We start from the raw sequence: 17,280 nt of genomic DNA, 5'->3' as shown, positions 1-17,280 counted from the left end.
AAAGGAAGTCGAATGAATCATGTTTTAAGAACGCTCCTCACACTCCTCTTTGCAACCAGCGCACTCTTTTTCAGTGGTTGTGCTACTAAACGTGGAGAAGTTGCACTGCAAGTGCCAACCACCAAAGCTGAAGCAGTACCATCTAACGGTCAACAAATTTACATCAATTCTGTTGTCGATAGGCGTATGTTTGAGCCAAAACCAACTGATCCTAGTACTCCTTCTCTTGATCCTTCAGAAGCGCAAAGTGATACCATCAAAGCGCGAGCAGTTGGAAGAAAACGTAATGGTTATGGCATGGCACTCGGAGATATTCTTCTCAATGAAGATCAAAATGTCAATAGTGTTGTCAAAAATGCTCTCAAAGAAGCTTTAACAGGAAAAGGCTACCAGGTCATTGAAAATAAAGATCAAATCACACCTCAAACCTATATGGCTGATGTGAAAATTGTCAAATTTTGGTCTTGGATGAATATGGGCTTTTTAGCGCTAACCATCAGTTGTGAAATTGAAACCAAAGTCGACCTCAAAAAAGAGGTTGATGCTAAGACCTATAACGTACATGTAAAAGCGGCTGATTCGTTTCAAACAGGTATGGAGAGTAACTATCTAGAAGTCATGCAAAAAGCGTTACAGCAGTATATTGCTGAGGCAAAAGTAGAGATAAAGTAGTCTCAAAAGCTAGGTGTTAAGATTAACTTAACACCTAGCATCTTTCTTTTATAACAAACTAAGTTGTACTTGAATTGCTTTGTTTAGATTTTGAATCCAACCATTGTAGTTACTGTGAATAGTGTTATTTGCTGCATTATAATCTAAGTTAACGCTGCTCTCGTAGTTGATGCTATATGCTTCAGTATTGTACGTAATGGCAACAACTGCTGTGTGAGTTCTTAAAATAAGTGTTCCTTTAAGAAGACCATCTTTCTCTTTTTTAATGATCCAACCAAGTCCTCCAGCCGCTCTCATAATGGCTTTTTCAACATCTGCCATTGTTGCTTTTTTATCAGCAGCAACTACAACTGCATTGTTGTTTACATTGTACACAGGTGGTGTTCCACAACCAAAGAACGCGATACTCAAGGCAAAAGCCATAGCTAACATGACAAGTTTTCTCATTACAATCCTTTAAAAAAATTTAATTTATTTTATTTATTTTAAGATTAAATATTACTGAGTAAATAGTACTTAAGAGCCTAGAATAGGCTTTTTTTCACTTATTGTAACCCTAAAATCTCTTTTCCATGAATCAATTTGTTATTAATTTGACACAACGAGAAGTAAACCATAGAGGTCGAGAGCGCTTCGATGGGTTTTCCAAGCACATCCATGGTGATACCTAGAAGATGCAATTTTGTATTTTGCAGTTTTATTTTTCCAAAGACATCACTTGCGACAATGGAAATTTTGGCATTTTGAGCTGTTATCGCTACTGCTTTTCCTGCTTTAATGGTGCTATTAATAATCTCAACATCCGAATTTAAAACCACAAGCTCTTCAATCACCGCATCTTTAATGATGATTTTTTGAGAATTGCGAATGCTCATACTCTCAATTCTGCCCGTATAAACTTTATCGCTCACATCTTTAATCTTAACACTATAACTTTGCGTATTTTTTGGCTGAACGGGGCGAATGATGCCCTCTTGGTTTGAAAGATGCGTCAGTAGCATGTGAGAAAAAGCCTCTTCACGTGTCAACATCGGCACATGACCCGTATTAGGAAGAATTTTAAATGAAGCATTAGGCATTAATTTATGAAGTACATAGCCTGTTTCAACAGGAGCGACCGTGTCTGTTTCACCCCAGATAATCGTTGTTCGTGTATCGATCTTTTGAGGAATGCCATTGAAACTTTCTTCCACCAACGCAACTGCGGCGATGCTATGAGGCATTCCGCCAAGAATCGTGCTTCTTAGGTCTTCACTGGCAAGAACAACCCCCATATCCAAAGACATTTTTCGATCAATCTTCTCTGCTATTTTATCGATAAAAGAGTTTACCTTTTGCGTTTGAAGCCCTTGTATCAGGCCATTTTGTTCATCAAAAAAAGCATTGACACCACTTTGCACTAAAAAGTTGTTGTATTCAGACCGGTGCAAAATGCCAGCCGCGTCCACCAGCACTAAACTCGCCACATCGGAGGGATACATACTAGTGTACTTAAGAGCAATCGCCCCACCCATAGAGTGCCCAACAAGATGAAACGGTTTTTTGATGTATGTTTGCGTCACATAGCGAATAAACTTGGCATAATTTTGGGGAGAATAAAGCTCATTAGCTTTACTGGATTGCCCAAAACCAGGAAGATCAAAGGTCACCACAAAATAGCCATTTTTCAAAAGTTCAATGGTACTTTCCCAAATCGTAGAAGCTTCATCACCCAGTCCATGTACCAAAACTACCGCAGGATTTTCGGGATTGCCTATGGTTTGCATGTAAACAGAAGCTTTAAAAACAGGCTCGGTAATAAATGTTCCCGCTAACTCTTCGGCGTGAAGTCCTAAAAGAAAAGCGAAAACTAGCGCAAAAATTTTCATGCACCACACTCCTCAAGAACGATCATCAACGATCCATTCGCATACATCACATCGCCCTCTTTTTCAAACACTTCAAAGTAAAACTCACTCGAATTGCCAAGCGACAAACGCTCCTCTACCACAATAATGCACGTCAGGCTTTGCACCTTTACATGTAAAGAGACATCTTTGATTAAAACCAAAAAACCGTTTTGGGGTGTGTCAGATTTTGCAAAGGCTGAGGAGGCTTGAGCGGCAGCTTCAGTGAGCATAGGAAGTGTTGGCAAATATGGAAATTCACACAATACGGAAGCCTTTTTGTCCTTACATGTAAGCACCTCTTTGGCAAAACGAATGGGTGGAAGATGCGGTAAATTCATAGGTTCACTTCGATAATCGCGCGCTCTAATTGTGGTGCGTTCTGCGCTACATGTAACATCTCGCTGATGGAGTTGGGAACACCCGCAAGCTCGCTTTTTTGAAGCTTCAAAGTCGCCTGATCTTCAGTAACTCGCACAACCAAAGCCACACCACTTTCAAGGTAGCTGATGCAGTGATTGACCTGCTCAATGTTTGGAATATCCAGCGTTTCAAAACATAAAAGAAGCAACACATCGCCGTCCAACGCTTTAAGCGCTCCCGCTTTTAAAACATTGAGCGCTGTCTTGTCACCACTCGAGAGGGTCAAAATCTCATTGTGGTTATGGTACAAAATAGAGAGGTACGAAACAGCGGTGTTGTAAACCGAATTTTGAAAATCGGTCGGGCTTAGAGGCTGTTCATCGTGAATTGCGTTTAAGATATTGGCGGTCGTCTCAAGTTCGCCAAACGCACTCCCGCAAAGGATGCGCCCACCCTCAAAATGCTCGACACTATTAAGAAGTTCTACGGCGATTTTAGCCGCTTTGGTAAGACGGCGGCGCGTCATCATCTGAGGCACTAACTCTTTAATGCGAGGCAACTCCAAACTTTTCTCGCCTAACAGATAAGCACTGCTTAAAATTTCTAAATTAACCGTCATTGAAGGAGTCCAAAAAGAAGTGAGGTGTTATTGCCGCCAAAAGCGAGTGAATTGCTTAGAGCATAACGAAAGGTGTGAGGTTTGGCAACCTTTACCAAATCCAGCGTTTTATTTTCGGGTTCAACGAGATGCGTGTTAGGAGGAACGATCTGCTTTTGAAGTGCCATAACACAAATGATCGCCTCAAGTGCGCCCGCAGCACCCAAGGTATGCCCCGTAATCGATTTGGTCGAACTTACATAGGCATTGCTTCCAAAAAGGCTTTCAATGGCACACGCCTCACTCGCATCATTGGCGCTTGTTCCTGTACCATGCGCATTAACATAGCCCACCGCGTGAGGCTCAACATTGGCACATTTCAGTGCTTGTTGCATCGCAAAAAGCGCACCCGCACCATCAGGGCTTGGATGTGCCATGTGATGCGCGTCGGAGCTGTACCCAACACCTAGAAGTTCAATGCTCTTTTCATGAGGCTTATTTTGAAGCAGTAAAACCGCGATGCCCTCCGCCACATTCATGCCATCTCGATTCACGTCAAACGGTTGGCATGGGCGAGAACTCAGTACACCAAGCGCATCAAACCCTCGTATGGTCGTTAAGGAGAGCGTATCAAAACCCACCACTAGAACATTTTCATAAACACCCTTAGCGATCATCTCGTACGCATAGCCCAAAGCATTGGCACTGGAAGTACAAGCGGTTGAAAACGAGATGTCATCTTTGAACGAAAATTTGGAAGAGAGGATGTGTGCTATGGCATCAATCACGTGAAGTTTGGGGTCTATGTTGGTGTAAGCGTGCTCTTTTAAAAAAATGCCCTCGGTGATTTGCATACCACCCACTGAGGAACCTACAACAAGGAGGGTGTCGGCAAAATTTTCAAGCCCACTTTGCGTTAAAACCTTTTTACATGTAAGTTCCAAAATAGCTTCGATGGAAAAAGGCTTTTCGATTTTACCTAAAGCAATGGGCTTATTTTGAATGAACTCATCAAAAATTTTTATACCACTTTGCTGCGCACAAATCGCTTCAAATAGTGTTTCACTACTCTCACCTGCACAGCAAACCGACTCGAAACTGTTTACAAAAACACTATTTTTGGGCATTGATAAAGTCTAATAAACTTTGAACGTTGGCAAATATTTTTTCATACTCTTTAGAATCTGCGATCTTGACACCAAACTCTTTATCGACCGTTAATACAAGCTCAATCGAATCCACCGAATCAAGTCCTAAACCATCCTCACCAAAAAGAGGCATGGTGTCGTCTATATCTTCAGGTGTCATATCTTCTAGCTTTAAATTCTTAATCAAAGTCTCTTTGAGTGTTCTCATATCCACCATCGTGTTCTGCCTTTAACTGTATTGTTCAATTTTGATTTCAAGTGTACTTTAACCTATCTTGGATTTTTATAAAAAGATCAAAAAATAACATTTATTAATTAACATTTATGAAATTTTTACTCGCTCACACTTACATGTAAAAGCAAACCACTTCCAAACCTTAATATTGTTTTAAACTAATTCCACTATAATGCCCTTAATTTCAGAACTTCATTAAGAAACAAAGAACTTCACCTAAAACCTACCAGATTTGAGAAATCCTCAGTGAGTATGTAGGTTTTTGCATACGATATTGACGGGTTTGTTCCCCATTAAAATTTTTATGTACATGAGTTTGTGCTAAACGCACGTTAGTTTTGTTTTGAAAAAATTTATAATAATGGAATAAAACATGCAAACATTTGAATCCTTTGGTCTTCACCAAGATATTCTCAAAGCCGTCACAGAGGCAGGCTTTACAGAACCAAGTCCCGTACAAGCTGAGGCAATCCCTTTAGTATTAGCAGGTAACGACATCGTTGCACAAGCACAAACAGGTACAGGTAAAACAGCCGCTTTTGGTCTTCCAACCATGAGCATGATCGATGCACATCTTAACAAAGTACAACTTTTAGTTATCACCCCAACACGTGAACTCGCTACACAAGTAAGCGATGAGCTTTACTCACTTGGTCGTTTTTGTGGCATTAAAACCGTAACGATTTATGGTGGTAGTTCATATTCACGTCAAATTGGTCTTATCGAAAAAGGTGCGAGCGTTATCGTAGCAACTCCGGGTCGTATGTTAGACCTTCTTAAAAATGGCAGACTTCCAGGCTTTTCACCTAAAATGGTCGTTTTGGACGAAGCCGATGAGATGCTTGATATGGGCTTCTTAGAAGACATCGAAGAGATCTTTACCTACCTTCCAAAAGAGCGTCAAACGCTACTTTTCTCAGCAACAATGCCAGATCCTATCAAACGCCTTGCAAGTAAAATCTTACATGAGCCAAAATTCGTAAGCATTACGCCAAAAGATCATACAACCAATGAAGACATTGAACAACTTTACTATGTCATCAACGAATACGAGAGAGATGATGCGATGATTCGTCTTTTGGACGCTTTAGAGCCTGAAAAATCAATTGTTTTCTGCCGTACTAAAAAAGAGGTTGACAGACTTTCTACTCAACTTATGGCAGTCGGTTACGCAGCAAAAGGGTTGCATGGCGATATGGAGCAAAACCAACGTGAGAGCGTTATTAAAGCGTTCCGTAGTTCACAAATCGAAATCCTTGTTGCAACAGACGTTGCGGCACGCGGTCTAAACGTTGCTGACATCAGCCACGTTTTCAACTACCACATGCCATTTGATCCTGAGAGTTATGTTCACCGTATTGGTAGAACGGGACGTGCGGGTAAAAAAGGAACTGCGATTACCCTTGTAACACCTATCGAATTTCACTCTATGCAAAGAATCGGTAAAAAAGTTGGTTCTAAAATTGAGCACAGAATTGTTCCAAGTTTACGAGACGTTAAAGAGAACAAACTGATTAAAATTGCAGATGATATTAAAAATGCAGAGCTTAATGAAAATGCGTCAAAACTTCTCGCTATTTTGGAAGAAGAGATGGATATGTCGCAAATTGCACTTAAACTTCTCTCAAATCTTCTCAAAGAAAACACACCAGTCGGTCCTGATAAAATCGGTTTAGATAAAAAAACATTGGAAAATGTTGTTAAAAACATCGAAGAGCGTGATGGCGGTCGTGGCAGAAGCGGCGGCGGTTACAGAGGTGGCTCACGTGATGGCAGAAGCAGTGGCGGCGGTTATAGAGGAAACTCTGGTGGTTCACGTGAAGGTGGCGGATACAGAGGAAACTCAAGCAGCGGCTCACGCGATGGCGGCGGATACAAAGGTTCAAACCCACGTAGCGATAGCGGAAGCAGAGATGCACGTCCTCCAAGAGGGGATGGTGTGCCACGAAGTGACAGAGGCGAGCGTAGCCCTTTTGCAAAAGAGGGAAGCAGTTCAGCTCCACGTGAAGGCGGATACAAAGGCAACCGTGATGGCGGCGATAGCAGACCACCACGCGCTCCAAGAGGCGATAGACCAAGCGCACCACGCAGTGATGCAGGTCGCGCGCCAAAAGCCGCTCCTAGAAACGCTTACAAAAAAGACTAATCAACCAAACTTCTAAAGCTCTGCCTCATAAGAGGCGAGCTTTAGTCTTTAAGATGATGTCGTGTTACAATCACACCCTCATACCCCGTCGTTTTCACCGCTTCTAAAAACGTCTTATCGTCGATGCCATCTTTGGCAGTAACGACGGCTAATTTTGTCTCTAAGGTTACTTTCGTATTCTCAACACCCTCAACGCTTTTGAGTGCTTTTTTGACCGCCGTTGTACACATAGGGCAGTGCATTTCAGCCACTTTAATGACCACTTCTTCTTTGGCAAAGAGCATCAAAGGTAAAAGCAGTATCAACCATTTTTTCATTCATCGTTTCCTTTTAGACTTTTTTTATAACCCATTGAAAAAAGAGTATCGCTCATAGCACACACCTTTTGAAACTAAAAACATCGCCATAGCTTCAGCTATGACTCAATTTTGAGTTTCAAAAATTAACGCACTCTAAACAAACTCTTTTTCTTTTCAAGGGTTATAAAAGAAGTCTATAAAAAAATTTGCCCATTCAGGATAGAGCAATATCGCTATAATCAACCCTAAAACAATCGAATAAAACCACACATAACGCTTTTTCTTTTGAGGATTACATGTAAAGGTATGATGCGCGTAAGAACGCCATGAAAGCCACAAAATAAAGAGTGAAAAAAGTGAGAGCGGTATGCGAAAAGGGGTGAGGACTTCTAAAAAACTTAAAAATCCAAAAGAGATTCCAAAGAGTAAAAACAGCAGTGGTGGCAGACAGCATGCGGTTGCCGCAAACGCTGAGAGGAGCGCTGTTAAAACGCCTAGAATCTCTTTTTTCATCGACTAGAGTTTCTCTTGTGAGATAAAGCTATACGCAAACGCCGCAGGTGCATAATAGTCTAGCACTTCATCTTCGACTTCGGCGTACGGATAACCAAACATATTGAGTGGTTTTTGCGCTGGCGTTGGAGTTAACACAAAATCACGCGCTGTGTTATAGCCCATCCAGTTCATCTCCCAGTTGCCGAAGAAATACTCACGCACCTCTTTCACAAGTGGATCGTTCAGCGTCATTTTCTCGGTCAAGATGACCTTAGCCACATCGGCAGGATCGCACGGAACCCAACCTGCGCCATCAAGGTAAAACTCAGCTCTACAATGCTCGCCTCCCGTGATTTTTGCCAACCCTTTTTCATCACTGCTTCCGCATGCTTTGGAGTAGCGAGAACTTCCCAAACGAATACCAAAAATCTCACGCGCAGGAACGCCCACACTTCTAAGAAGTGCCACAAAAACAGAGCTAATATCGGTGCATTTTCCACCCATAATGTTCTGCTCTATCGCCTTACCTGCATCACCGACACCACAACCTACAACGGCGTTGTCACGGTACATGTTTTCAGTGACCCACGCGTAAATTGCTTTGGCTTTATCGAGAGGTGTTTTACTATTTTCTGTGATTTTAAGCGCTAACTCTTTGACTTTTCCACTGGTGGGGATGTGTGCGGTTGGTTTGAGGTAGTGCGCAACATCTTTAGGGTATTTGGTTGAAGCGGTTGCTTTGCTAAGATCGGCATTGCGCTCATACGTGGTAATCGTGTAGGTCACTTCGAGAAGTTTTTCACCGCCATTTTTCCACTCCGCATAAAGCGTTCTGGCTTTGTAGCTGTTTTTGTCGGTCACATACGCATTGGTTGCGTTTGAGCTAAATTTAAAATCGCTCACTTTTTGATAACTTGTCTCTTGTGGAAGCGGAACCCAAAGTTTGGTCAAGCCATTTTTATTTTCGTGTTTGAGGTTGTAACTGTTTTTGACGAAAAAAATACGTGTTTTACCCTTTGGCTCACTCGCTTCTAAAATCGAAACCTGAGGTAAAATGACACTGCTTGCACCAAGGGCAATACACCCTTTCATAAACACTCTTCTTTGCATAAAAAATCCTTACATGTAAAATGGCACGAAGAGGTGAAAACATAAAAGAAGTCATGAAGTATGGTTTTACGATTATGTTTGTCTAAGCCTTAGACGTCGTGCATTAGAGGGATTTTACAGTGGATTAGCTTAAAAATAAACCTAAGTGTTCTGATAATTTTGGACTATCAGAACACTCTTAAGTTTTATGCAACTTTAGACGATTTTTTCTTGCTCTTCTTTGCAGCTGTGTGTTGTTTAGAAGTACTTTTTTTAGCTACTTTTGTAGTTTTTTTGGCTGTTTGTGTTTTTGCAGTTTTATGTTTTGTTGGTGCTGCATCTTCTGATGAAAGATAGCTTTGAGCAAATACCGATGATGATAAAAATGCAACCATTGCCATGACTAATGTTAAACGTTTAAACATGTTTTCTCCTTTCTTAGAAATAAAAACCGTATTGTACTATGTAAATTCTAAAACTTTTCCAAAAAATGAAGGTATTCGTAAATATAATGTTTATGAAGTTTATTTTGGTAAGCTTTGAAGCGGTGATGAGGCATTTTGATGCTCTCATATTTTCCATATTTCTGCATCATTTGTGCAATCATTGAAGATGAAATAATCCCTTCATCGTTGTAACTTATGAAAATGTATGAAAACTTTGCTTCGTAAATCAGCTTTTCTAATGCCTGTAAAGCGGTGGTTGTTTTACAATAAGGTGAACTCTCATAACTTCGCACTCCTGTTTTACCCTTAGGCACGAAACTATCATAGCGTGCAATCGTATTTAAAAGATGGTAGTTTGCTCCGTATTGACGACGATTGTAGGGAGGGTCGAGATAGAGAATATCACCTTCTAGCTTTGAAATGAGCGTATTCGCATCTTCGCAAAAGACTTGATGAAGTTTAGACATTGGTTGATAATCAAGTGCTTGAAAACAAAGTTCCTCTTGCGCCAAAGGTTTAAGATGCTTTAAAAAAGCGCTGTAAACAGAAGCGGTGTTGGCGACTTTATCGGCACTGAGTAGTAGCGAGGCTAAAAGAAAAAAATAGAGCTCTTCGTTTTCCTTATAGGCTTCAATGCCTTGACGCATGGCATCTATTTTCTGACCATTCCTATCCGAAAAATAGTTACGTCCGCTACCGCTACCTTCACAGTAGTTTTTATAAATTATCCCTTGTGTTGGAGGAAGTGCATTTAAAGAAGCGATTATTTCATCGACACCTTCTAAAATACCTGTTTGGAGCATTGCACGATTGAGGACATAGCTGTAATATTCTTGATCATTGCTAATAAGAGATCGTACATCAGTTGCAAACGATTTTCCAACACAACCGCTTCCTGCAAAAAGATCACAAAAAACTTTTGAAGAAAGATCGCCGCCCGCAAAAGCCTCTATATTGGCGCGTAGAAAAGGAAGTAGTTGTGCTTTAGAGCCGATATAATTCATACTATTCCCTCTAAATTTTCCATATCATAGCAAAAGTAGAACACTTTTTGCTTAGAGATAAATGAGAATTTTTAAAAGGATGGAACATGCATTTTTTAGTGGTTGATGATAGCTCAACAATGCGCAGAATTTTGTGCAACACTTTAGGCAGTATCGGTTACAATTCAACAGAAGCTGAAGATGGACTAGACGCGCTCAAAAAGATCAAAGAGCAAAAATTTGATGCGATCATGACAGACTGGAATATGCCTAAAATGAATGGGTTGGAACTCGTCCGTAGCCTTAGAGCAATGGAAGAGTATAAACACATTCCTATCATTATGGTGACAACAGAAGGCGGTAAACGCGAAGTGATCACTGCGATTAAAGAGGGTGTTAACAATTACATTGTCAAACCTTTCACCGCATTTGTTCTCAAAGAAAAACTCAAAGATATCATCTAACGTGGAGAATTTTTCTCCACCTCTTTCTCTATAAAATGAATTGTAAAGTGATTTTGCCCTTCTACATGTAAATAACTAAGCTCAAACCCATGCTTTGCAATAATGGCATTAGCGATGTAAAGCCCAAGCCCCAGACCACTACTAGAGCCCTCAACAGCACGGTTAAATGCACGCGAAAAATCAAGTCGCTCATCGGGTATTTTTTCACCAAAACTGCAAATACTCATGCTCTCAATACCAATATCAACTTCTACTTCTTCACTCGAATGTTTGAGTGCATTATCAAGTATATTTTTGATCGCGGTGGCAAAAAGCTCAAAATCAACGCTTACCAATGGTGCCATCTCTTGTGGCAAAATGTGAATACGTTTGGTATCACTCAATAACAAATCAATCGCATGGTCTAACACATCAACTAAACGATACTCCTTAGCTTCCAAAACCCATTCATTTGAGCTCAGTTTTTCAACCTTCACCATCTCTCCAAGCAATGTCTCTAAGCGCTCAAAAATGCGTTCCATTTGTGCTTGATGTTTGACGTCTGCTAAAGAGTTTGAAAGAATTTTCCCCTTCATGATGGGCGTTTTTAATTCATGCAAAATATTGCGTAAAAAAAGTGTGCGCGCCTCTTTGAGCAAGTGAATTTTCTCCATTGCAAGATTAAACTCTGAGGCAATTTCACCTAATTCATCTTGGGAGTCCACGCCAATAGCTTGAAATTTTTTCGTATTGCCAAAAGCACGAATAGCACTTTTCAGATTGCTAAGGCGTAATAGCTTACGCAGTACTATTCCAAAAAAAAGCACTAAAAGAGCATTGGTAACGCCTCCTAAAACACACAGTCTGTAAAATGAAATCTCTTCTACGTTTTCCAACAAAGGGGGCTCTTCTCTTCTCATTTTAGGCGATGGTGGAGCAAATCCTCCATCAAATAGTCCAAACTCAGGTGGTGGCTTCATTCGATCATCTGGTAAAGGTGGATGTGGAGGCTTTTTAGGCACAAAATAAAGTTTATGCTCATACAAGATCATATCAGCAAAAGGGTCTTCTAAAAGCTTCTCTCCTTGTTCGAGAAGCACATTTTTATTTTTGTTGCTGATGCGTACACCAAGCTTTGTAAGGATAGCTTCACGATCAGTTACATTATCATGCAACATTTTCATTGCCAATAAAAAACGACGAAATGTAAAAAACTCTTGGTCACTAATTTGTCTTTTGTACTCTATCACAAAAGCAATGTTAATCACCACCAGTGTTAATGCAAAGAAGATAGAAATCAGGGTAACGATAGAGGTTTTACGCATTGACAAATTTATAACCAACCCCACGTACGGAGAGAATAAAACGTGGTTTTCTAGGATCATCTCCAATCTTTTGACGAATTCTACCCATAATCACATCGATGCTTTTAAGGCTGCTTTCGTATTTGATAGAGCCAATGTTCATCAAAAGTTCTTCTCTTGAAATCACGAAGCCCTCTTTTTTAAGCATGTAAGAGACAATGTCATACTCTGCCATGGTAAGCTTAACTTCGCTATTGCCTCGTTTGATCAAATGCCGCTCTTCATCAATGCTAAATACCTGCGGTTGAGAATCCACACCAGAAATTCCACGTCTTAAAATTGCACGTAACCTAAAAGCAAGTTCTCTTGGATCATAAGGTTTGGGAAGAAAATCATCCGCACCTCTTTCAAAACCCATGACTTTATCGCTCATGTCAGATCTTGCAGAAGAGATGATAATAGGAAGTGTTGGAATAGAAGCATGAACGATACGGCAAATTTCTAAACCATCAATTTGAGGTAAAGAGAGGTCAAGAACTAACGCATCAAAGCTTTCATTTTGGAGTGCTGTTAATCCCTCTAATGGGGTAAAAGCAAGTGTTGTTTCAATTTCTTCTTTGGCAAGAGAGTCTTGAAGCAATTGTGCGAGTTCGACATCATCTTCGATCATTAAAATTTTAATCATAAGTCGATTATAACGAAGATAAAGTAAATGGAAAGTAACAAAACCACGCCTTGCTTAGAGCGTGGTTTTGGCTTAGGCGCTAAAGCTAACAGAACTGCTTGAAAGCGTATTTTGGGTAGCGTAATTCGAGATGATTTGTGCTAAAAGCGCTTTCATCAGCGTATTTTCGTCAGTCCCTGTTGTTGCATTACTCGCAACACCCATACTCTCTGCTTTGGTTGAGTCTTGATAAGCTTTCGCTTCCGTAGAAGTCACTTTACCATCGCCATTGGTATCGGCGGCATCAAAGTTTTGAGCCAATGTATCAAAAAGCGAAGCAAGTTTGCTATCGGTCGATGAAGTCGAACTCGCCATAGCGGTAAGCTCATCTTTCGTATAGCCTGTATCTTCTTGCGTAGAAGAGGATGAGGATGGCGGCGGTGGAGGTGGGGGCATACTTCCAGACGCTGCAACATTGTTTGCATCCGTTCCACTAGTTGAATCTTGCGTAGATTGTTGATACGCCATTGCTTCAGCAGAAGTCACTTTACCATCACCATTGGCATCTGCCGCAGAGAAATTCTGTGCAACAGAAGAAAGTAATGAAGCCAAATTGCTATCGGTTGATGAAACTTCACTCGCCATAGCGGTAAGCTCATCTTGGGTTTTGCCATTGTCTTCTTTACCATTTGATGATGAAGATGGCGGTGGAGGTGGGGGCATACTTCCAGACGCCATAGTAGATTGTGCCGAAAGCATAGATGTTAACTCATCTACACTAATACTGCCGTCTTTATTACTATCAAGGGAGTTGAAAGCGTTACTAACCGTGCTTGTATCACCCTTTGCTAGCTCTAAAGCAGCACTGCTAAACTCAGTACTGTCCACTGCACCACTCGAATCACTATCCAAAGAAGTAAGCAACGCTTCTGCGAATTGTGAACTTAACGAGCTGGTACTGCTGGTACTGCTGCCATACGTCGCGCCCATAGACGTTCCGTAAAGAGAATTTGAAGTTATATTCATTTTCTCCTCCTTTGTTTGGCTTGGGGATTTCCCAATGACAATCCTAGCGCCAAAGCGGTAAACGGTGGGTAACACTGTAAAAAGCTTTACATGTAAAACATTAATTCATCCAAACCGATACCCCACACCTGAAATGGTGATGAGTAATTTAGGTCGATTGGGGTCGATTTCAATTTTTTTACGCAGTTGATTCACAAACACACGCAGGATTTTTGTATCGTTTTGATAACCAACACCCCAGACATTTTTTAAAATTTGCGCATGTGTCAGAGCCTTACCACTGTTTTGCATGAAAAATTTTAAAAGGCTAAATTCGAGTGGAGTGAGATGCAAAGGCATGTCCTCTAACCTAAATTCACGTTTTTCAAGATCAAGTTCTAAGCCTTCAACTTTCAATAATGGGTTGCTTTCCTTTTTGGCAACATGCCTGAGTGCAGAGTTAATGCGCGCAACCAGTTCTCCCGTAAAAAAAGGTTTTACCACATAGTCATCCGCTCCAAGATTGAGTGAATCTACGATCTCTTGTTCGCTATTTCGTGCCGAGACAATAATAATGGGGATGTTGCTAAACTCACGAATTTTTTCTACAAACAGCTTTCCATCACCATCGGGAAGCCCTAAATCTAACAAAATCAGATCAGGATTAAACTGAATCATATAAGACATGCCCTCTTTTTGAGTACCACACACTTTGAGTAAAAAAGCGTGCTCTTCAAGACTCACTTCTAAAAGCTTTTGAATCTGCTTATCATCCTCTACAATCAAAATTTTATATTTAGGTTGGGACATTATTCCTCCTCGATGGGAATGTTAAACTCAAAAATGACACTGTTTTCCACATTTCTTGCCCAAATGGTTCCCTCGTGCGCTTCAACAATTTTTTTGCAGATAAAAAGCCCTAAGCCACTGCCATTGATGTCATCGCTAATACCTTTGATTCTGAAAAACTTTTCAAACACCATTTTAAGATCTTCATCACTAATGTGACTGTCTTCATTCAAAACAAAAATTTTCCACCATGAACCCTCTTTTTGGAACCCTAAGGTAATGGCACTTCCGTGTTGCGAGTATTTAATCGCATTTTCCAAAAGATTGACAACCACACGTTCTATCAAAACACAATCGGCTTTAAAAATACCCGATTCTTCTTCAATCTTGATGCTAAAATTGCGTTCTTTTAAAATATCTTCAAACTCCCTCGCTGCTTGCGAGAAGATGTCTGCTACATCGCACCAATCTTTTTTAAGAACCACTTGATGGCTTTCAAAGCGTGCAGAATCGAGTAAATTGTTCATCAAGCGCTCCATCTTTTTTGCGCTAAAAATGACTTGCGAAATGATGACGCGTTTTTTATCATCCAACCATGCTTCATCTGTCTTAAGCATGGAAACCATGCCTAAAATGGAAGCAAGGGGTGTTCGTAAATCATGCGAAATCGAGCCATACAGCGCATTTTTAAGCTCTTCACGTGCTAGAGTAATCGCATTTTTACTGTTTTTTTCTGAAAGAGAGATACGCTCAAAAGAGACCGCCATGACACTCGTTACGGAGTCTAAAAACATCTTAAGCTCTGTGGTCATCTCATCTTGTTTGATTTTAAGCCCAAGTGCTCCATAAACGACCTCGCGGCTTTTAATCGGAATGTAGAGCATATCCGAAGCCAAAAAGGTGTCCGTGCCAGCCCCTGCTATTTTGCCATTGTCCAAACACCAATCAAGGACTGCTTTTTCACTCGAAGAGATAAAAATAGCCTCTAATTTTTCAAACATCGCATCGTATTTTTTACTGGAAAGCGGACTTTTAGGATCATAATGCGCATAGAGTTTTGGCATCTCATCCACATGCTTTCGTAAGAAAAAGAACGTCTCTTTGCCAAGTGATTCAGCAATTAAAGGCATCGCTATCTTAATCACTTGTTTCATCTCAGAAACAGCAGTCACCCGACGGCTTAGTTTATACAGTCGCCTCACCCTCTTCTCACGTTCGCGTATCACTTCGCCAATAAGCTTCAGCTTTTTCGCTTGCGATGAGATCAGATACGCCACAATGAAAAAGATGAAAAAACTCCACAGATGCGAAATATCGCTTACGACAAAGGTATAAATAGGAGGTACAAAGAAATAATTAAAAAGCCCAACGCCAACAAAAGTAATCACCATAGAGGTTTTCATATCGCCTCTGGAAGCAACGATTAACACAGGAATCAGAATCAGCAGCGCAACATTGAGAAGTTCTAAATAGCTCCTAAAAACAATACAACCAAACGTAATGATGCCCAACAAACCGAGTCCAAAAAGATAGTGCCATAAAGAGGCTTCCTCTTTTTTGTGTTCATCAAGGGCATACTCTTCTAATTTTTGCTCATGCGTTTTGTTGATATACGAAATAATGCAAAATTCATCGCCTGCATTTAAAAGCTCATCGGCAATATCCATGCGCCAAAACTTGCCTATAAAGTTCTTTTTACGTTTTGCCACAACGATGTGCGTTACAAATCGCGCTCTGGCATGTTTTAAAATCTCTTCGCCGACATCTTGCCCCGAAACCGTATTGACCTCAGCGCCTAACTCTTCAGCTAAACGGATATTTTTAGCCAATTTTTCGCGGTTATTGGTTGAGAAGTCATCGACATAAAGCGCGATCCACTCCGCATTCATCTGCGAAGAGAGCCGTTTGGCATAGCGAATCAAATTGGCAGAAAATTCACTGCCATCAATGCACACCATGACCTTTTCAACCGCTTCCCAACGCTCCAGTTTATTCTCTTTATACAAGTCATAAACGTCTTTGCTCACGCGTCCTGCGGCTTGTTTGAGCGCAATTTCTCGAAGCGCATTGATGTTGCCAAGCTTGAAAAAGTTCATCAGTGCTTTTTCAACGCTTTGCAGTTTGTAGATTTTCCCCTCTTTGAGTCGCTCGACCAATTTTTCAGGAGGGATGTCGATGATTTGGATTTTATCGACGCGTTCCAAAATGCTATCGGGAACGGTTTCAGTGACCTTCACACCCGTAATTTGCAATACCAAATCGTTAAGGCTCTCAAGGTGTTGGACATTCATCGTGCTGTAAACATCAATGCCATTGTCTAAAATTTCTAAAACATCTTGGTAACGTTTTTGATGCCTTGAAGTGGGAGCATTACTGTGGGCTAACTCATCAATGAGCACCACGTCGGGCTTGGCTTCCAAAATGGCATCAATATCAAGTTCATACAGTGTGCTTCCACGGTACACGATCTTTTTAGGAGCAATGAAAGGAATGCCTTGGGTTAAACGTTCTGTTTCAGCCCTGCCATGCATCTCAACATAACCGATGAGTACGCGCTTTCCACTTTGAAGCAGCTCTTTGGCATTACGAAGCATGGTGTAGGTTTTGCCCACACCTGCTAAAGCTCCAAAAAAGAGCGTTAGCTCACCCGTTTCGCGTCTGTTTTTGATCTCTTGAAGAACGGGATCACTCGTTTCTAAGACATCTTCATTCATG

Annotated in this window: 19 protein-coding genes; 3 read left to right on the top strand and 16 right to left on the bottom strand. The window is 40.9% G+C overall.

From position 1 onward, the window contains the following. Positions 1 to 12: 12 nt before the first annotated feature. Positions 13 to 672: a YajG family lipoprotein gene (locus N0B29_RS09875; protein WP_263833554.1), complete on the top strand. Its 660-nt coding sequence runs from the start codon at positions 13 to 15 to the stop codon at positions 670 to 672. Between the two features lie 48 nt (positions 673 to 720). On the opposite strand, the gene N0B29_RS09870 is transcribed toward N0B29_RS09875, so the two are convergent. The 6 genes from N0B29_RS09870 to N0B29_RS09845 all read right to left on the bottom strand — a co-directional run bounded on the left by N0B29_RS09870 (position 721) and on the right by N0B29_RS09845 (position 4,884). Further along, positions 721 to 1,119 (bottom strand): hypothetical protein, encoded by a 399-nt coding sequence (locus N0B29_RS09870; protein ID WP_263833553.1) that lies wholly within the window; start codon positions 1,117 to 1,119, stop codon positions 721 to 723. A gap of 98 nt (positions 1,120 to 1,217) precedes the next feature. Then, complete coding sequence (locus N0B29_RS09865; RefSeq protein ID WP_263833552.1) at positions 1,218 to 2,540, bottom strand: alpha/beta fold hydrolase; 1,323 nt, start codon at positions 2,538 to 2,540, stop codon at positions 1,218 to 1,220. Continuing rightward, positions 2,537 to 2,899, bottom strand: a complete 363-nt coding sequence (locus N0B29_RS09860; protein ID WP_263833551.1) for a hypothetical protein — start codon at positions 2,897 to 2,899, stop codon at positions 2,537 to 2,539. Before N0B29_RS09860 ends, N0B29_RS09865 begins: the two co-directional genes overlap by 4 nt. Then, positions 2,896 to 3,540: a beta-ketoacyl synthase chain length factor gene (locus tag N0B29_RS09855; RefSeq protein ID WP_263833550.1), complete on the bottom strand. Its 645-nt coding sequence runs from the start codon at positions 3,538 to 3,540 to the stop codon at positions 2,896 to 2,898. Before N0B29_RS09855 ends, N0B29_RS09860 begins: the two co-directional genes overlap by 4 nt. Continuing rightward, a complete protein-coding gene (locus N0B29_RS09850; protein WP_263833549.1) occupies positions 3,537 to 4,646 on the bottom strand; it encodes a beta-ketoacyl-[acyl-carrier-protein] synthase family protein in 1,110 nt (369 codons plus the stop codon). Before N0B29_RS09850 ends, N0B29_RS09855 begins: the two co-directional genes overlap by 4 nt. After that, positions 4,633 to 4,884: a phosphopantetheine-binding protein gene (locus N0B29_RS09845; RefSeq protein WP_263833548.1), complete on the bottom strand. Its 252-nt coding sequence runs from the start codon at positions 4,882 to 4,884 to the stop codon at positions 4,633 to 4,635. Before N0B29_RS09845 ends, N0B29_RS09850 begins: the two co-directional genes overlap by 14 nt. Before the next feature lie 391 nt (positions 4,885 to 5,275). On the opposite strand from N0B29_RS09845, the gene N0B29_RS09840 reads away from it, so the two are divergent. Next, positions 5,276 to 7,048, top strand: coding sequence for a DEAD/DEAH box helicase (locus N0B29_RS09840; protein WP_263833547.1), 1,773 nt, complete (start codon positions 5,276 to 5,278; stop codon positions 7,046 to 7,048). 41 nt (positions 7,049 to 7,089) lie between these two features. On the opposite strand, the gene N0B29_RS09835 is transcribed toward N0B29_RS09840, so the two are convergent. The 5 genes from N0B29_RS09835 to N0B29_RS09815 all read right to left on the bottom strand — a co-directional run bounded on the left by N0B29_RS09835 (position 7,090) and on the right by N0B29_RS09815 (position 10,381). After that, on the bottom strand, positions 7,090 to 7,365 hold the full coding sequence (locus N0B29_RS09835) for a heavy-metal-associated domain-containing protein (RefSeq protein ID WP_263833546.1): 276 nt from the start codon (positions 7,363 to 7,365) through the stop codon (positions 7,090 to 7,092). Positions 7,366 to 7,521: 156 nt separating this feature from the next. Then, positions 7,522 to 7,860 carry a mercuric transporter MerT family protein gene (locus N0B29_RS09830; RefSeq protein ID WP_263833545.1) on the bottom strand — a complete coding sequence of 113 codons (339 nt, stop codon included), beginning with the start codon at positions 7,858 to 7,860 and terminating at the stop codon, positions 7,522 to 7,524. 3 nt (positions 7,861 to 7,863) lie between these two features. Next, on the bottom strand, positions 7,864 to 8,952 hold the full coding sequence (locus tag N0B29_RS09825; RefSeq protein WP_263833544.1) for a transglutaminase family protein: 1,089 nt from the start codon (positions 8,950 to 8,952) through the stop codon (positions 7,864 to 7,866). Positions 8,953 to 9,137: 185 nt separating this feature from the next. Continuing rightward, complete coding sequence (locus N0B29_RS09820; protein WP_263833543.1) at positions 9,138 to 9,356, bottom strand: hypothetical protein; 219 nt, start codon at positions 9,354 to 9,356, stop codon at positions 9,138 to 9,140. A gap of 47 nt (positions 9,357 to 9,403) precedes the next feature. Beyond that, entirely contained in the window at positions 9,404 to 10,381 is a 978-nt protein-coding gene (locus N0B29_RS09815) for a DNA adenine methylase (protein WP_263833542.1), read from the bottom strand. A gap of 86 nt (positions 10,382 to 10,467) precedes the next feature. Between N0B29_RS09815 and N0B29_RS09810 the strand changes: the two genes are divergently transcribed. After that, on the top strand, positions 10,468 to 10,824 hold the full coding sequence (locus tag N0B29_RS09810) for a response regulator (RefSeq protein WP_263833541.1): 357 nt from the start codon (positions 10,468 to 10,470) through the stop codon (positions 10,822 to 10,824). On the opposite strand, the gene N0B29_RS09805 is transcribed toward N0B29_RS09810, so the two are convergent. The 5 genes from N0B29_RS09805 to N0B29_RS09785 all read right to left on the bottom strand — a co-directional run bounded on the left by N0B29_RS09805 (position 10,821) and on the right by N0B29_RS09785 (position 17,279). Further along, entirely contained in the window at positions 10,821 to 12,128 is a 1,308-nt protein-coding gene (locus tag N0B29_RS09805) for an ArsS family sensor histidine kinase (RefSeq protein ID WP_263833540.1), read from the bottom strand. The genes N0B29_RS09810 and N0B29_RS09805 overlap by 4 nt on opposite strands. Further along, the gene (locus N0B29_RS09800; RefSeq protein WP_263833539.1) at positions 12,121 to 12,792 is read right to left on the bottom strand and encodes a response regulator transcription factor; all 672 of its coding nucleotides are present in this window, start codon (positions 12,790 to 12,792) and stop codon (positions 12,121 to 12,123) included. Before N0B29_RS09800 ends, N0B29_RS09805 begins: the two co-directional genes overlap by 8 nt. Positions 12,793 to 12,864: 72 nt before the next feature. Beyond that, the gene (locus tag N0B29_RS09795) at positions 12,865 to 13,797 is read right to left on the bottom strand and encodes an EF-hand domain-containing protein (RefSeq protein WP_263833538.1); all 933 of its coding nucleotides are present in this window, start codon (positions 13,795 to 13,797) and stop codon (positions 12,865 to 12,867) included. Between the two features lie 105 nt (positions 13,798 to 13,902). After that, positions 13,903 to 14,586 (bottom strand): response regulator, encoded by a 684-nt coding sequence (locus N0B29_RS09790; RefSeq protein ID WP_263833537.1) that lies wholly within the window; start codon positions 14,584 to 14,586, stop codon positions 13,903 to 13,905. Then, positions 14,586 to 17,279, bottom strand: a complete 2,694-nt coding sequence (locus N0B29_RS09785; protein WP_263833536.1) for a DUF4118 domain-containing protein — start codon at positions 17,277 to 17,279, stop codon at positions 14,586 to 14,588. The genes N0B29_RS09790 and N0B29_RS09785 overlap by 1 nt, the downstream gene beginning before the upstream one ends. Position 17,280: the final 1 nt, after the last annotated feature.

This window comes from Sulfurospirillum oryzae (assembly GCF_025770725.1).
GTDB classification, from domain to species: Bacteria; Campylobacterota; Campylobacteria; order Campylobacterales; family Sulfurospirillaceae; genus Sulfurospirillum; species Sulfurospirillum oryzae.
The sequence above is the reverse complement of the archived record's forward strand: the minus strand, read 5'-3'. Positions and strand labels throughout refer to the sequence as shown.

Coding starts and splice junctions, on each gene's coding strand:
- N0B29_RS09790 (WP_263833537.1), bottom strand. CDS start 14,586: ATGTCCCAACCTAAATATAAAATTTTGATTGTAGAGGATGATAAGCAG.
- N0B29_RS09860 (WP_263833551.1), bottom strand. CDS start 2,899: ATGAATTTACCGCATCTTCCACCCATTCGTTTTGCCAAAGAGGTGCTT.
- N0B29_RS09800 (WP_263833539.1), bottom strand. CDS start 12,792: ATGATTAAAATTTTAATGATCGAAGATGATGTCGAACTCGCACAATTG.
- N0B29_RS09845 (WP_263833548.1), bottom strand. CDS start 4,884: ATGGTGGATATGAGAACACTCAAAGAGACTTTGATTAAGAATTTAAAG.
- N0B29_RS09820 (WP_263833543.1), bottom strand. CDS start 9,356: ATGTTTAAACGTTTAACATTAGTCATGGCAATGGTTGCATTTTTATCA.
- N0B29_RS09815 (WP_263833542.1), bottom strand. CDS start 10,381: ATGAATTATATCGGCTCTAAAGCACAACTACTTCCTTTTCTACGCGCC.
- N0B29_RS09805 (WP_263833540.1), bottom strand. CDS start 12,128: ATGCGTAAAACCTCTATCGTTACCCTGATTTCTATCTTCTTTGCATTA.
- N0B29_RS09865 (WP_263833552.1), bottom strand. CDS start 2,540: ATGAAAATTTTTGCGCTAGTTTTCGCTTTTCTTTTAGGACTTCACGCC.
- N0B29_RS09835 (WP_263833546.1), bottom strand. CDS start 7,365: ATGAAAAAATGGTTGATACTGCTTTTACCTTTGATGCTCTTTGCCAAA.
- N0B29_RS09875 (WP_263833554.1), top strand. CDS start 13: ATGAATCATGTTTTAAGAACGCTCCTCACACTCCTCTTTGCAACCAGC.
- N0B29_RS09795 (WP_263833538.1), bottom strand. CDS start 13,797: ATGAATATAACTTCAAATTCTCTTTACGGAACGTCTATGGGCGCGACG.
- N0B29_RS09870 (WP_263833553.1), bottom strand. CDS start 1,119: ATGAGAAAACTTGTCATGTTAGCTATGGCTTTTGCCTTGAGTATCGCG.
- N0B29_RS09825 (WP_263833544.1), bottom strand. CDS start 8,952: ATGCAAAGAAGAGTGTTTATGAAAGGGTGTATTGCCCTTGGTGCAAGC.
- N0B29_RS09810 (WP_263833541.1), top strand. CDS start 10,468: ATGCATTTTTTAGTGGTTGATGATAGCTCAACAATGCGCAGAATTTTG.
- N0B29_RS09785 (WP_263833536.1), bottom strand. CDS start 17,279: ATGAATGAAGATGTCTTAGAAACGAGTGATCCCGTTCTTCAAGAGATC.
- N0B29_RS09830 (WP_263833545.1), bottom strand. CDS start 7,860: ATGAAAAAAGAGATTCTAGGCGTTTTAACAGCGCTCCTCTCAGCGTTT.
- N0B29_RS09840 (WP_263833547.1), top strand. CDS start 5,276: ATGCAAACATTTGAATCCTTTGGTCTTCACCAAGATATTCTCAAAGCC.
- N0B29_RS09850 (WP_263833549.1), bottom strand. CDS start 4,646: ATGCCCAAAAATAGTGTTTTTGTAAACAGTTTCGAGTCGGTTTGCTGT.
- N0B29_RS09855 (WP_263833550.1), bottom strand. CDS start 3,540: ATGACGGTTAATTTAGAAATTTTAAGCAGTGCTTATCTGTTAGGCGAG.